General features: G+C 72.1%; 17 protein-coding genes. 13 read left to right on the plus strand and 4 right to left on the minus strand.

Translation table 11 applies throughout. The features are described 5' to 3' along the window. Positions 1 to 73 precede the first annotated feature (73 nt). On the minus strand, positions 74 to 670 hold the full coding sequence (locus IF45_RS0110180; protein WP_030306888.1) for a TetR/AcrR family transcriptional regulator: 597 nt from the start codon (positions 668 to 670) through the stop codon (positions 74 to 76). 264 nt (positions 671 to 934) lie between these two features. Between IF45_RS0110180 and IF45_RS0110185 the strand changes: the two genes are divergently transcribed. Next, positions 935 to 1,789, plus strand: coding sequence for an alpha/beta hydrolase (locus IF45_RS0110185; RefSeq protein WP_008405075.1), 855 nt, complete (start codon positions 935 to 937; stop codon positions 1,787 to 1,789). A 157-nt stretch (positions 1,790 to 1,946) separates the two neighbouring features. Here the strand turns inward: IF45_RS0110185 and IF45_RS0110190 are convergent, their stop codons facing one another. Together IF45_RS0110190 and IF45_RS0110195 are read right to left on the minus strand one after the other, a co-directional pair. Further along, the gene (locus IF45_RS0110190; RefSeq protein ID WP_003949067.1) at positions 1,947 to 2,165 is read right to left on the minus strand and encodes a DUF397 domain-containing protein; all 219 of its coding nucleotides are present in this window, start codon (positions 2,163 to 2,165) and stop codon (positions 1,947 to 1,949) included. Then, on the minus strand, positions 2,153 to 2,986 hold the full coding sequence (locus tag IF45_RS0110195; RefSeq protein WP_030306890.1) for a helix-turn-helix domain-containing protein: 834 nt from the start codon (positions 2,984 to 2,986) through the stop codon (positions 2,153 to 2,155). The genes IF45_RS0110190 and IF45_RS0110195 overlap by 13 nt, the downstream gene beginning before the upstream one ends. Before the next feature lie 137 nt (positions 2,987 to 3,123). Between IF45_RS0110195 and IF45_RS33245 the strand changes: the two genes are divergently transcribed. The 4 genes from IF45_RS33245 to IF45_RS33250 are packed head-to-tail and all read left to right on the plus strand — an operon-like array spanning position 3,124 to position 4,083. Beyond that, on the plus strand, positions 3,124 to 3,297 hold the full coding sequence (locus IF45_RS33245) for a hypothetical protein (RefSeq protein ID WP_003949069.1): 174 nt from the start codon (positions 3,124 to 3,126) through the stop codon (positions 3,295 to 3,297). Further along, positions 3,273 to 3,485, plus strand: coding sequence for a hypothetical protein (locus IF45_RS34400; RefSeq protein ID WP_003949070.1), 213 nt, complete (start codon positions 3,273 to 3,275; stop codon positions 3,483 to 3,485). Before IF45_RS33245 ends, IF45_RS34400 begins: the two co-directional genes overlap by 25 nt. Then, entirely contained in the window at positions 3,482 to 3,856 is a 375-nt protein-coding gene (locus IF45_RS0110210; protein WP_030306892.1) for a hypothetical protein, read from the plus strand. The genes IF45_RS34400 and IF45_RS0110210 overlap by 4 nt, the downstream gene beginning before the upstream one ends. 50 nt (positions 3,857 to 3,906) lie before the next feature. Beyond that, positions 3,907 to 4,083: a hypothetical protein gene (locus tag IF45_RS33250; RefSeq protein WP_165395708.1), complete on the plus strand. Its 177-nt coding sequence runs from the start codon at positions 3,907 to 3,909 to the stop codon at positions 4,081 to 4,083. Between the two features lie 25 nt (positions 4,084 to 4,108). Here the strand turns inward: IF45_RS33250 and IF45_RS0110220 are convergent, their stop codons facing one another. After that, entirely contained in the window at positions 4,109 to 4,552 is a 444-nt protein-coding gene (locus tag IF45_RS0110220; RefSeq protein WP_030306894.1) for a hypothetical protein, read from the minus strand. Between the two features lie 220 nt (positions 4,553 to 4,772). On the opposite strand from IF45_RS0110220, the gene IF45_RS0110225 reads away from it, so the two are divergent. From IF45_RS0110225 to IF45_RS0110260, 8 genes are all read left to right on the plus strand, one after another. Next, a complete protein-coding gene (locus tag IF45_RS0110225; RefSeq protein WP_008405085.1) occupies positions 4,773 to 5,144 on the plus strand; it encodes a YciI family protein in 372 nt (123 codons plus the stop codon). Between the two features lie 34 nt (positions 5,145 to 5,178). Then, positions 5,179 to 6,453 carry an RNA polymerase sigma factor gene (locus tag IF45_RS0110230; RefSeq protein WP_030306896.1) on the plus strand — a complete coding sequence of 425 codons (1,275 nt, stop codon included), beginning with the start codon at positions 5,179 to 5,181 and terminating at the stop codon, positions 6,451 to 6,453. Between the two features lie 103 nt (positions 6,454 to 6,556). Then, the gene (locus IF45_RS0110235) at positions 6,557 to 6,946 is read left to right on the plus strand and encodes a GntR family transcriptional regulator (protein ID WP_003949076.1); all 390 of its coding nucleotides are present in this window, start codon (positions 6,557 to 6,559) and stop codon (positions 6,944 to 6,946) included. Continuing rightward, the gene (locus IF45_RS0110240) at positions 6,943 to 7,950 is read left to right on the plus strand and encodes an ABC-2 membrane transporter-related protein (RefSeq protein ID WP_030306898.1); all 1,008 of its coding nucleotides are present in this window, start codon (positions 6,943 to 6,945) and stop codon (positions 7,948 to 7,950) included. Before IF45_RS0110235 ends, IF45_RS0110240 begins: the two co-directional genes overlap by 4 nt. A gap of 34 nt (positions 7,951 to 7,984) precedes the next feature. Further along, complete coding sequence (locus IF45_RS0110245) at positions 7,985 to 8,908, plus strand: ABC transporter ATP-binding protein (protein WP_003949078.1); 924 nt, start codon at positions 7,985 to 7,987, stop codon at positions 8,906 to 8,908. Beyond that, on the plus strand, positions 8,905 to 9,936 hold the full coding sequence (locus tag IF45_RS0110250) for an ABC-2 membrane transporter-related protein (RefSeq protein WP_030306900.1): 1,032 nt from the start codon (positions 8,905 to 8,907) through the stop codon (positions 9,934 to 9,936). The genes IF45_RS0110245 and IF45_RS0110250 overlap by 4 nt, the downstream gene beginning before the upstream one ends. A gap of 597 nt (positions 9,937 to 10,533) precedes the next feature. Further along, on the plus strand, positions 10,534 to 12,744 hold the full coding sequence (locus IF45_RS0110255; RefSeq protein WP_010644928.1) for an RNA degradosome polyphosphate kinase: 2,211 nt from the start codon (positions 10,534 to 10,536) through the stop codon (positions 12,742 to 12,744). Further along, on the plus strand, positions 12,728 to 13,726 hold the full coding sequence (locus tag IF45_RS0110260) for a CHAD domain-containing protein (protein WP_010644926.1): 999 nt from the start codon (positions 12,728 to 12,730) through the stop codon (positions 13,724 to 13,726). Before IF45_RS0110255 ends, IF45_RS0110260 begins: the two co-directional genes overlap by 17 nt. Positions 13,727 to 13,734 lie beyond the last annotated feature (8 nt).

Raw genomic sequence — 13,734 nt, forward strand, 5'->3', positions numbered from 1 at the left:
CTTCCGGAAAAGCCCCGCCGTCGCCCCTCCGCCGGGCGGCGGCGGGGCTTCTCGCTGGAGAGCCGGGGGCCGCTCAACGCTGTGGACGCGCCCGTGGATCGGGCCCGCCCTCCCTCATGCGCAGGATCAGGCCGACCACGTCCGTCGAACGGGTGCCGGGAGCCAGGACCTCCTGGAGGAGGAGGCCGCGGATCGCGGCGACGGTGACGGTGGCCACGTCCCGCGCTTCCCGCGCGTCCAGCCCCTCGCGTTCCGCGAGCGAGGACAGCATCACGGTCAGGTCGTCGAGCGACTCCACGAACTCACGGAAGTCCTCCGGGCCGTACGCGGCCAGTCCGGCGACGTAGAAGAAGCCGCGCACCCGCGACAACTGCTCCGGTCTCGCGTAGGTACGCCAGATCGCCGCGACGAAATCCTCGAAGGTGCCCTGCTGGGCGGCCTCCAGAAGTTCCTCGTTGTCCCGGGACCGCTGCGCCTGGAGCACGGCGGCCAGCACGCCCGGCAGCGACCCGAAGTGGTAGCGCAGGAGGGCGTGACTGGTGTCGGCCCGGGTGGCGATCTCACGGAGCGACATCTCCGGCGGGGGCAGGGCCTCGCCGAAGGCGTCGAGAAGCCGTGCCAGGAGTCGCTCGCGCGCGCTGCCCTTGCGTTCGGAGGTTGACAGGACCACTCCCACAGTTTATCCATTGGAAAAGAATATGCCGGCGATTCCGTGTTGCTCCGCTCATGGTCGCAGTCGGCTCGCGCCCTCGGAGGATCGCTCATGGGACCTGCACGGGGGATCGGCGTGACGATCACCGACGGGTCGGCGCGCGATCCCACGGGCTCGCCTCCCCGCCGTGGCGCCAGCCGCTCCGTCACTCCCCGGCGCCCCCCTCGGACCCACCCTCGCCACCCTCGTGATCAAGGCTGGCCGAATCGTGAAGGACCTCAGATGAGCACCATGTGGCAGGGCTGCCTCGCCCACACCGACTACTTCGAGATGCGCTCCGGCGGAGGGCACGACTACGGCATCTGGGTCACCACGCCCCCGGGCTACGATCCCGCCGTGTCGCAGGCGCCTGTCGTGTACGTGCTCGACGGCAACTGGGCCGTGGGCCTGACCGCCCCCCTCATCGTCACGCAACTGGACCCCATGCAGTCGATCCGGCCCTACATCCAGGTCAGCGTGGGATACGCGGGCAAGGAGGCCGAGCACTGGGAGCGGCTGCGCAACCGGGACCTCGTACCCCCCGGCGAGCCCATCGCGAAGGAGTACGTCGACGCCGTGGAGATGAGTGTCGAGAGGGGCACGACCACGCGCGACCAGGCCGACGCCTACCTCGCCGAACTGAGCGACAGCCGCGGGGACATGTTCCTCGACTTCCTCACCGACGACCTTCACCCGCGGATCGCACGCGACTGGGGCGCGGCCCCGAGCGGGCACGGCCTCTTCGGCTACTCGTACGGAGGGCTCTTCAGCCTCTACGCCTGGCTCACCCGGAGCACCTTCTTCGAGAGCGTCGGCGCGGGCAGCCCCGGCATCGTGGACGCGTCGAGCCAGGTCTTCGCCCGCCTCCGGGCCATGGGTGACGCCCTGCCCGCCACCCGGCTTCACGTGACCTTCAACGAGCGGGAGCTTCTGGGAGACATCGCGGTCTACCAGAATCTCGCGAAGAACGCGGCCACGTTCCTTCACTGCCTCATCGCCCGGGGCGGGCCCGTCACCAGCGCGCTCATGCACGAGACGCATGTGACCGGACTACAGGCGTCGTTCCTCAGCTACCTCAGGACCTGCCGAGCCCAGTAGGGCACCCTCGCGTGCGCCACTTCCCCGGTGGCAGGCGCGGGGTGCGCGAGGCCTGCGACGCCTCCCCTTCAGCGTGCCCGGTTCCGACGGCCCCGGGCGCTGAAACCCCGCCGCTCTCCGGGCCACCCAAGACCGGACAGAGCTACTCCGCACGACGTCAGCCGCACTCCTTGGCGAACGCCACCAGCCCGGCGAAGCCCGCGGGGGTGAGCGTCAGGTACGGGGCGTGCGGGGTCTTACTGTCACGCACCAGGACTTCGCCGGTGAGGGCGGCGTGCGCCGGGGCCCACTCGACGCACTCGCCAGCGTTACTCATGCTGTAGCTGGAACTTGTCCAGTCGCCCTCTGCGAAGGATGAAGTGTTCACGAATAGCATTCCTTGAGAACGGAGTTGATCAACTCTGCTGATTCTTCCAGCGGCATGGCCAACGCTCTGAGCAGATCATAGGCGTCCTCGGCGTCAGCCACCTCGTCCTGCTCCGCCAGCACGTACCCACGCGGGAATCCGTCCACATGGACAACATCTGCGCCTTCTTCGAAAGACATCAGGACGAATGGTGCGGCACCAACAGGACCTCGATACCGCCCCTCATCGCGAATGATCTGCACCCGGTGAGTGGAAGTCTCGGCAATTGGCAACAAGCGTAGGAGTTGCTCCCGCATAATCTCCTCGCTACCCACCACGTTACGAAGCACGCGCTCGTGCAGTACAAGCCATAGGCCAGTAGGTTCCTCGCGCTGCAAAATCTGCTGCCGCTCAAGTCGCGCGGTGACAAGGTCCTCCAGACCCTTGGGGCGGCCCTCCTTGAGGATGGCGGTCGCGTAGCTCCGGGTCTGCACGATCCCCGGAGCTACCACGGGGTTGAACATGCGCAGCCCGGTGGCCTTCTTTTCCAGCGCCACGTACGGCCAGAACCACGGCGGATAGGCATACCTGAGCGCGAGCCGCCACAGGCGCATGAACCTTCCGTTCCCGTGCGGGAACACCTGGTCGCACCCTTCGGCGAACTCCCGCTGCGGGACCCGGTCGCCTCGTTCGATCTTGGCGACCAGTGACTCCCCGCAGGCGACCGCCCTGCCCAGCTCGACGCGGGACATGTTCATCCGCGTGCGTTCGAGCATGACCTCGTTGCCGAAGTTCCGGAGCGGGGACAGACCCGGGTCCGTCGCGTCGTCGGGAGATAGTTCGACAGTCATAAGAACCCCCTCGAACACCGGGACAGTTGGGCCTGTCCGAGCCGACTGCCTGTTCAGCGTACCTATGTCGCGGTGACGCTGTGTTCACTATCACTCACAGCCGGGTGACCCAGTGACACCGCGAAGGAATCAACGGCATGACTCACGAACAGCAGCAGGTTCAGCCTGACCCCTGCCTCCCCTGCCAGGAACTCGCCCTCGCCGGGGCTGTCGCCAACGCCGAGTACGACTGGAGCAGGGCGACCGACTGCCGGGTGCTGATGAAGCGGCACCGGGAGTCGGGGGAATGCGCGGCGGGGCAGCCGGCGTGAGGGGGGCCGAGCCCGAGGGCGGCGAGGCGGAGTTCAACCCGTTGCTGTTTCCGCCGTGCGCCTGTCCACGTCACCGGGGCGCCGAGGGTGAGGCCGGGGAGGGCGAGGAGTCGGCGGTGCTGCGGCAGTTGCGGGCGCGGGTGGCTGAGGAGAACGGGGCGCGGCGGTGGGTTCGGGGGCAGGGGTGACGGCGGGGGCCGTGGAGTACCTGGCCGAGACGTACGGGGGCGACGCCCGGTCGAGCGTGTTCCTGGGCGGGATCATCACCCCGACCCGTCGGCTCGCGCTCCGCTGGCTTCGGGGGCAGGCCCGGCGGATCGCCGACGCGCTCGACCCGTACCCGTACGTCCGGTGGGCCCCGCCCGGCGCCCTCCGGCGGGTGCCCGCCGCCGACCGGGACGCACCGGGCGCCCTGCGCGGGTGGCAGGCGTCCACGGAGTGCCAGGACGCGGCCTTGCACGCCCTGGCCGCCGGCGGACCGTTCGCCTTCCTCACCCACGACGCGACGTGCTGGTACCGGCTCACCGTCCACCCGTTGCCCGGCCCGGTCACGCCATGACAGCGGTTCTCCCGGCCCTCCTTCCCCTCCCGTCCCCGAGGAGCGAACCCGTGCAGATCGACCCCGCCGACTCCGACCACCAGGACGCGCCCCCGGACCAGCCCGAGCCCGGGCGGGAGCCGGACCGGGCCGACCACCGTCGGCCCGGCTCTCCCCCGCCCGGCTACGTCTGCTGCCCGATGCTCGGGTGCGGGCGGCTGCACGAGTTGCCCCCGGACTTCTGGTGAGCGGCGCCGGTACCGACGCCCCAGGTCAGACCCTGGTCATGGTCGAGGAGTAGCCGCCTCCGCCGGGGTAGATCCAGTCGCCCGTCATGGTCGTGCCGTCCGGGGTGAAGGTGCCCCGGAAGTAGGCGGGGCTGTCCTTGGCGCCGGCCCAGATGGTGAGGGTGTCGCCGTCGAGTTCGTAGACGTAGTCGAAGGTGTTGCCCTGGGAGTCGTAGTAGCGGGAGGCCACGTCGGGGCCCGTGGGCTCGCCGAAGGGGCGCAGGTTGCCGATGATCTCCATTCCGGTGACGGGCTGGCCGAACTGGACCAGGTCGACGTGCTGGAGGAGGAAGAAGCCTCCGGCCATCCACTCGTAGCGCACGGTCCCCTCGGCGCCGCCGGTCACCTTCCAGTTACCGGTCAGGCGGTCCAGGGCCCGGAGTTCGGGGGTGGGCTGCTGGGGCGGGGTCTCGGTCTCGGTCTCGGACATGGCGTTCTCCTCAGTCGTTCGTCGGCCGTCGTTCGTCGGCCGTCGGCCGTCGTCGTTCGGGTTCTCGCCGCTACCTCGGGGCCGGTGGCCGGAGTTCGACACGGGGAGATGGTGACGTACGTCACATGGGATGGATGTCGAGGACGGCTGTCCGGCTCCGAGGTTCCCTGGACGACCACGGGTCGCCCGGCCCGTCACCGACGACCACCACGGAGGTTCCGTGAAGTACCTGCTGCTGGGCTACACCTCGGCCGACGGCTGGGATGCCGCGACCGCCGGTTCGCCGACCGAGGAGGCGCTGGAAGCGTTCGCCGCCTACCAGCGGTTCGAGGAGGAGCTGACCGCCTCCGGCGAACTGGTCTCCACCGAGGGGCTGGGGCATCCGGCGGTCAGCACCACCGTGCGCCCCACGGCCGAGGGGGTCACCGCCACCGACGGGCCGTTCGCGGAGCTGAAGGAGGTGCTGGCCAGCTTCGCCGTCATCGATGTGTCGGGGCAGGAACGGGCCGTGGAGATCGCCGCCCGGATCGTCGCGGTGCTGGGCGAGCCGGTCGAGATCCGGCCGGTCATGGGCGCGGACTTCGCGGCGTGACCCCGCACATCCGGCGGACCCGCCTCGGTCCGCGATGAGGCGGCCACCCCCGGGCGCGGGCGTCGAGCACCTGCTGCGCACCGAGGCGCCGCAGGTGCTCGGCGCGCTGACCCGGCGTTTCGGCCGCTTCGACATCGCCGAGGACGCCGTGCAGGAGGCGCTGATCGTCGCCGGGCAGCGGTGGCCGGCCGAGGGGGTTCCGCAGGACCCGCGCAGCTGGCTGATCCGCGTCGGCTACCGGCGCATGGTCGACCTGCTCCGCGCCGAACAGGCCCGCCACCGCCGCGAACAGGAGGTCGGCCGGACCGAACTCGCCCTGGGGACACCGGAACGCCGGGCGGCGCCGACCGGCAGTACGGACGACAGCCTCACCCTGCTCCTGCTCTGCTGCCATCCCCGGCTGAGCCCGGTCTCCCAGGTGGCGCTCACCCTGCGCGCGGTCGGCGGGCTCACCACGGCCGAGATCGCCCGCGCGTACGGGACGAGCGAGGCCACCATGGGCACCCGGATCAGCCGGGCCAAGCAGCAACTGGTGCGCGACGGCGCCCGTTTCGTACCGGCCACCGACGCGGACCGGCGCGAACGCACCGAGGCCGTCATGCGCGTGCTCTACCTCATCTTCAACGAGGGCTACACCGCCAGCTCCGGAGAGAGCCTGGCCCGCCGCGACCTCTCCGAGGAGGCCGTCCGGCTGGCCCGCCTGCTCCATGCCGCCGACCCGGACAACGCCGAGGCCGCCGGGCTGCTCGCCCTGATGCTGCTCATCGAGTCCCGCCACGGCGCCCGGACCGACGCGGACGGCGCCCTCGTCCCGCTGGAGTCGCAGGACCGCACCCGCTGGGACCAGGAGCTGATCCGCGAGGGGACCCGGCTCCTCGACGCGGTGTGGGACCCGCGCGGCACCGGGACCGGCCCGTACCAGTTCCAGGCCGCCATCGCTGCACTCCACGCCGAGGCGCCCGCGCCGGAACTCACCGACTGGCCGCGCATCGCGATGCTCTACCTCTGGCTGGAGCGGCTCACCCCGACCGCGCCGGTACGGCTGAGCCGCGTCGTCGCCGTCGCCCGCGCCTTCGGCCCCACCCGCGGCCTGACCCTCCTCGACACCCTCTGCCGCCGCCACTCCCTCGACCGCGACCCCCTCGTACGCCACCACGAACGCGCCGTACGCGCCCACCTCACCCGCATGACCGGCGACACCGCCGGGGCCGCCGCCCTCTACCGCGAGGCAGCCACCCTCACCGCCAACGGAGCCGAACGCCGCTACCTCCTGACGGAAGCCGAACGGGCCGACGGAACCGCTACCTGACGGCAGCTCCCTGGCCACAAGACCGCCCGCTCCCCCCGCACTTGACGGAACACCACCCTTGCATCACCCTTTCACTACTTGATTAGTGAAAGGGGGGTGACAGGTGATCGCCTACCGGATCGACCGGCGTAGCGGAGTCGCCACGTACCTCCAGATCGTTCAGCAGACCCGGCAAGCGCTGCGGCTCGGGCTGCTGGAGCCCGGGGACAAGTTGCCGACCGCCCGTGAGGTGGTCGAGGCGACGGCCGTGAACCCCAACACCGTGCTCAAGGCCTACCGCGAGCTGGAACGCGAGGGCCTGGTCGAGGCCCGGCGCGGACTCGGCACCTTCGTCCGGCGCACCCTCGGACCCGACGCCGACACCGGGCCACTCCAGGCCGAGTTGGCCGAGTGGGCCGCGCGGGCGCGGAAAGCGGGGCTTGGGCGGGAGGACGTGGCCGCGCTCTGCACGGCCGTACTGGACTCGACGTATCCGGAGGGCGAGGACCGATGAGTACGACCTTGAACAGGGCGACGGGGCCAGGCACTTCTGCCCCCTCGTCACCTTCCTTCCGGACGCTGGCGCGGGTGGTGCTGCGGTTGCACCGGGGGGCATTGCTGACCTGGGTCGCGGTGGTGGTGCTGGTGGGGGCGGGGCTGGTGTGGTTGCGGTGGGTCGGGGCGTCTGTGGTGCTGCCCGGACCTCTTGAGTGCTGGGTCGGTCCGGGCTGTGGGCCACAGGAGACCGTCCAGGAATCAGAGATGACGCACCACATCTTCTGGCTCGACTGGGTATCTGTCCTGCTGCTCGCGCTGCCCGTCGCCGTCGCCGCCTGGGCCGGTGCCGCGCTCACCGGGGCCGAGCAGGAACGAGGGACGGCCGCACTCGCCTGGACTCAGTCGGTCTCGCCACGGCGCTGGATCGCGGTGAAGTGGGCGGTGGCGGGGGGCGTACTCACCGCCGGGGCCAGTTCCCTGGTCCTGCTGTTCGTATGGGCCCGGTCCGTTCCGTACATGGACGGGTCCCCGCTGGACGACTGGACGGACTGGCTCACCTTCTCCGCCTCCGGGCCCGTCGCCCCCGCCCTGTTCCTCCTCGCCCTGACGCTTGGCGCGTACGCCGGCTTGCTGCTGCGCCGGTCGCTGGCGGCGCTGGCGGTGTCGGCGGGGGCCATGTTCGGGGTGGTGCAAGGTCTGCCGCTGCTGATTCCCCATCTCTGGCCGACCGAGCGGATCTTCGGCTGGAAGGTCACGGCCGCCCCCGCGAGGGCATGGGTGCTGAGCGAATCGGCGCTCGACGCGCAGGGCCGGCCCGTGTCGATGAGCGACTGCCAGTACGGCAAGGAGTCCCTCGTCCGGCAGTGCGCCGAGGCGAAGGGCATCGAGGGCGTCGAAACCCTCTTCCACCCCGCCTCCCACGCCGCCCCCCTCCACCTCGCCGAGACGGCCCTGATCCTCGCCCTCACCGCCGCCCTCGCCTTCGCGGCCCTGCGCCTGCTGCGCCGCCGCACCCCGTGACCTTCTCCGCCCTCTCCACCTCCAAGGACTCACCATGACCGACACCGACACCGCCATCGAGGCCCGGGGCCTCGGCAAACGCTTCGGGCGCCGGAACGCGCTCGACGCCTGTTCGTTCCGGCTGCCGGCCGGGCGGATCTGTGCCCTGGTCGGGCCGAACGGCGCGGGCAAGAGCACCCTGCTCACCCTGGCCGCCGGACTGGCCCGGCCCTCCGGCGGGGAGCTGCGCGTGCTCGGCACGACCCCGGCCGAGGCGCGGCGCGAGATCGCTTACGTGGCCCAGGACAAGGCGCTGTTCCCGCAGTTGACCGTGGCCGACACCCTGCGGCTCGGCGCCGACCTCAACCCGGGGCGCTGGGACCAGGAGGCCGCCGAACGGATCGTGCACGGGGACGGGGCCGAGTCGGCGCTCGACCCGTACGCCAAGGTGCGCGGGCTCTCCGGCGGGCAGCGGACGCGGGTGGCGCTGGCGCTGGCCCTCGGCAAGCGGCCCGCGCTGCTCCTGCTCGACGAGCCGGTCTCGGACCTCGACCCGCTGGCGCGCCACCAGTTGATGGGGACGCTGCTGGCGGAGGCGGCCGAGCACGGCACCACCGTGGTCATGTCCTCGCACATCCTCGGCGAACTGGCCGGGGCCTGCGACTTCCTGTTGCTGCTCGGGGGCGGGCGGGTGCGCATGGCCGGGCCGGCGGACGACCTGACCGCCGTCCACCGGCTGGTCACGGGGCCGGGTGGGGCCGCCGAACTCGCCCCGCACACGGTGATCGAGTCCCGGCCGCACGGGCGCGGCCAGAGCGCCCTGATCCGGCCCGAGGGTCCGGTCGGCCCCGGCTGGGAGTGCGAGGAACCGAGCCTGGAGGACGTCCTCCTGGCCCACCTGCGCAATCCGTCCGCGCCCGCGCTGCTCGCGCCCGAGGCGACCGTGCGGGACCTGGCGGGTACGGGGGTGCAGGCGTGACCGCGACCTTGACCCCCGCAGGGCGGGCCGACGCCCCCGCGTCCGCCGCCCGCGACCGCCGGGCCGCGCTGCCCCGTGCCGTACTGCGGCTGCACCGCACGGCGCTGGTGGTGGGCGCCGTCCTGGTCGGGCTCTTCACCCTGCTGCTGCTCGGCTCACTGCTGTGGCGCTCCGCGTACAGCCCGGCGGAGGTCGCCGCCTGCGGGACCGGTTCCGGGTGCCCGGGGCTGAACGCGTACGAGACCGCCCACACCGTCTACTGGTCCCTGCTCAACCAGAGCCAGAACGTGCTCCTCCTCGTCCCCCTCGTCATCGCCGCCTACGCGGCCGGGCCGCTCACCGCCCGCGAACGCGAACTCGGCACCCACCACCTCCTGTGGACCCAGTCCGCCGCCTCCCCGGTCCGCTGGCTCCGCTCCACGCTGGCGCTCGGCTCCGTGGCGGTCGCCGTCGGCACGGTCTTCCTGGTCATGGTCTTCCGGACAGCGGTCGCCCCCATGGAAGGGGTCTGGGGGTTCGGCGGCTGGGAGCCGGGCGGGTACGTCGGCTCCGGGCCCGTACTCGTGGCGTACTGCCTGCTCGGGCTGGCCTTCGGGGTGTGCGCGGGGACGCTCATCGGGCGTGCGCTGCCCGCGATCTTCGCCGGGGTCGCGGGGACCGGGGTGCTGCTGGTCGCCGGGACGTTCGGGCGGCCCTGGCTGTGGCCGGTCTCCACCGTGGTCACGCCCTTCTCGGAAGGGCGGGGCGCTTGGCCCTCCCCCGGCACCGACTGGCCCACGGGGGCCGAGGTGCGGGGGCAGTGGCTCGTGACCGGGGACGGGGTGCGGATAGATCCCGCCTCGTGCACCGTCCCTACCGGGGGGATCAAGGAGTGTGGGGTGCGGGCCGGGGTGGAATCCTGGCTCGTGGAGTTCCACCCCCTTTCGCACCGGCTGCCCCTCCAGCTCGTCGAGTCCGGGCTCGTGCTGCTCCTGGCCGTCCTCGCCGCCGGGGCCGCCTTCCTCGTTCTGCGACGCCGCACACCCTGACCTCACTCGCCGGCCGGGGTGTGGCTGCGCCGCTGCTGGGGGTGCCCGGTTGTTGCCCGTGCCGGTCACCGATTGGCCTCAAACGCCGGCCGGGCTATGGGGTTCGCGGGTCGTTCCCCGCGTGGGTCGGGCGGGGCCGGGTCGGGGTACCTCCTCACAAACTGCATGGTGCGGGGTCAGTCGCTTCAAGGCGGCCGTGTGTCCCGCAGCAAACTGCACACGAGGCAGCCATACTCCAACTCACCCCGCACCATGCAGTTTGTGAGGAGGTACCCCGGCGCGGCCCCGCCCCACCCCCGTGCCGGAGGAACCGCGAACCTGACAGCCCGGCCACAACCGGCACCCCCAGTCGCGGCGCAGCCACAACCTGGTCGCGGCGCAGCCGCACCCCCGGCTCACCCGAACGGGCGAACCCGCCCGTAAGGCAACCCCCCGCTGTCCGCCAGGACACATCCCCGTAACCCGGGATTCAGCAACCCTTGGCACGCTCGCCCCATGCAGCCCGCAGCGCCCGAACCCGAGCGAAAGCCCCCCTTGAGGCTGGCCTCCGCCCTTTCCGACGCGCCCATGCCCCCGGCGACCGGGAAGAATGGGGCCATGCTGCGTACTCCAGGAGAGACCCCTGACCCGCTGGAGCAGGGCCCCCAGCCCCCACTGGCCTCCCTCACCTCCGCGCACCGCGCACAGCCCGCGGCCGACCTCGACTCGGACCCGGACGACTACCCGGGCGACGACGAGGCAGAGCTGCCCGAGGGCCGGTTCCTGGACCGGGAACGCAGCTGGCTCGCCTTCAACGAGCGGGTGCTGGAGCTGGCGGAGGACCCGTACACCCCGCTGCTGGAGCGCGCCAACTTCCTGGCGATCTTCGCGTCGAACCTGGACGAGTTCTTCATGGTCCGGGTGGCGGGGCTGAAGCGCCGCATCGCGACGGGCGTGGCGACGAAGTCGGCGTCGGGGCTCCAGCCGCGTGAGGTGCTGGAGATGATCTGGGCGCGGTCCAGGGAGCTGATGGCCCGTCATGCCGCGTGCTACCAGCAGGACATCGCCCCGGCCCTGGCCGACGAGGGCATCCACCTGGTGCGCTGGGCGGAGCTGACCGAGGAGGAGCAGGCCCGCCTGTTCACCCTGTTCCGGCAGCAGATCTTCCCCGTGCTGACCCCGCTGGCGGTCGACCCGGCGCACCCCTTCCCGTACATCTCGGGGCTGTCGCTCAACCTCGCCGTGGTGGTCCGGAACCCGGTCAGCGGCCACCGGCACTTCGCGCGGGTGAAGGTGCCGCCGCTGCTGTCGCGCTTCCTGGAGGCGTCGCCGGAGCGGTACGTCCCCATCGAGGACGTGATCGCGGCCCACCTGGAGGAGCTGTTCCCGGGGATGGAGGTGCTGGCGCACCACATGTTCCGGCTCACCCGGAACGAGGACCTGGAGGTCGAGGAGGACGACACCGAGAACCTGCTCCAGGCCCTGGAGAAGGAGCTCATGCGGCGCCGCTTCGGGCCCCCGGTGCGCCTGGAGGTCGAGGAGTCGATCGACCCGTACGTGCTGGACCTGCTGGTGCGCGAGCTGAAGATCAGCGACGCCGAGGTGTACCCGCTGCCAGGTCCGCTCGACCTGACCGGGCTCTTCGGCATCGCCGGGCTCGACCGACCCGAGCTGAAGTACAAGAAGTTCGTGGCGCGCACCCACCGTGACCTCGCCGAGGTCGAGTCGGCGTCGGCGCCAGACATCTTCGCGGCCGTGCGCGAACGGGACGTGCTGCTGCACCACCCCTACGACTCCTTCTCCACCTCCGTGCAGGCGTTCCTGGAGCAGGCCGCGGCAGACCCGGACGTACTGGCCATCAAGCAGACGCTCTACCGGACCTCGGGCGACTCGCCGATAGTCGACGCGCTCATCGACGCCGCCGAGTCCGGCAAACAGGTCCTCGTGCTGGTCGAGATCAAGGCCCGTTTCGACGAGCAGGCCAACATCAAGTGGGCCCGCAAGCTGGAGGAGTCGGGCTGCCACGTGGTCTACGGGCTGGTCGGCCTGAAGACCCACTGCAAGCTGTCGCTGGTCGTCCGCCAGGAAGGCGAACTCCTGCGCCGCTACTCGCACGTGGGCACCGGCAACTACCACCCGAAGACCGCCCGGCTCTACGAGGACCTGGGGCTGCTGACCGTCGACCCGAAGGTCGGCGCCGACCTCTCCGACCTCTTCAACCGGCTCTCCGGCTACTCCCGCCGCGAGAGCTACCGCCGCCTGCTGGTCGCCCCGCACTCGCTGAGGGCCGGCCTGGTCGCCCGTATCCACCAGGAGATCGAGCACCACCGGGCGGGCCGCGAGGCGTACGTCCGGATCAAGGTCAACTCGATGGTGGACGAGGCGGTCATCGACGCCCTGTACCGGGCGAGCATGGCCGGGGTGCCGGTGGACGTGTGGGTGCGCGGGATCTGCGCGCTGCGGCCGGGCGTGCCCGGCCTCTCCGAGAACATCCGGGTGCGGTCCGTGCTCGGCCGGTTCCTGGAGCACTCGCGGGTCTTCGTCTTCGGCAACGGCGACGAGCCCGAGGTGTGGTTCGGCAGCGCCGACATGATGCACCGCAACCTCGACCGGCGCATCGAGGCCCTGGTCCGCGTCACCGACCCGGCCCACCGCGCCACCCTCGACCGGCTGCTGGAGACCGGCGTCGCCGACACCACCAGCTCCTGGCACCTCGACGCCGACGGCGAATGGACCCGCCACAGCCACGACGCCGAGGGCAAGCCGCTCCGCCACGTACAGGAAATGCTCATCGACGCGCGGAGGCGCCGACGTGCCCCGACTCCCTGAGCCGGACCATCTGCCCGAGCAGGCCGCCGGCCCGGCCCCGGCGGCGGCCCCCGTCGCCACCGCCCTGCGCGCCGAGGCCGCGGCCTTCCTGCGGGCCCTGCGCCACCACACCGAGGCCGCCCAGGACCCGCAGGAGGCCAGAGAGGCGGCCCGGTCGCTGGGCCGCTCGGCCCGGCGCCTCGGCGCCACCCTGCACACCTTCCGCCCCCTGCTGGACCGCGAGTGGGCCGACCGGCTACGGCCCGAGCTGACCTGGCTCAGCGGCGTCCTCGCCGACGAACACCTGGTCGCGGCCCGCCTGACCCGGCTCCTCGCCTCGCTGCACCGCCTCTCGGGCCCGGCCGCGCCCCGCCGCGGCGGCCCCGGCATAGGAGCCGCCAAGGCCGGCGCCCTCCTGGAACGCCGCCTCACTCTGGCCCGGACCCGCGCCCACTCGGCCTGCCTGACCGCCTTCGCCTCGGCCCGGCTGCACGCCCTCGTCGACGAGGTGGCCCTGCTCGGCGGCGACGTACCGCTCGCCGAGGACGCCCACCTCCGCCCCGCCGGCCGCGCCGACACCCTCGCCGAGGCCGCCGCCCGCCGCCTCTCCGACGCCGTCACCGCCCTGCCGCTCCACCGCGCCGGCCACCCGTACAACGCCGACGCCCTCGCCCTCGCCGTACCGGCACCGGACGGCCAGGACACCCCCTGGCACCAGGTCCGCCTCCTGCTCCGCCTGCACCGGTACGCCCAGGAGGTCGTCGCCCCCGACGCCGCCCCCGACCCCCGCGTCACCGCCGCCCGCCACGCCCTCGACCACCACCGCGACGCCTCGGAGGCCGCCCACGAAGCCGCCTCCGCCGCCGCCACCCCCCGCATCGCCCCCACCACCGCCTACGCCCTCGGCGTCCTCCACGCCGACCAGCGCCACGAGGTGGAAGCGGCCCGCTACGCCTTCCAGCGGGCTTGGGCGGGGGAGGCGGTGGGGGTCGGGGGTGAGTAGGCAAGGCA

The sequence above is a fragment of the Streptomyces albidoflavus genome, from assembly GCF_000719955.1.
GTDB lineage: Bacteria > Actinomycetota > Actinomycetes > Streptomycetales > Streptomycetaceae > Streptomyces > Streptomyces albidoflavus.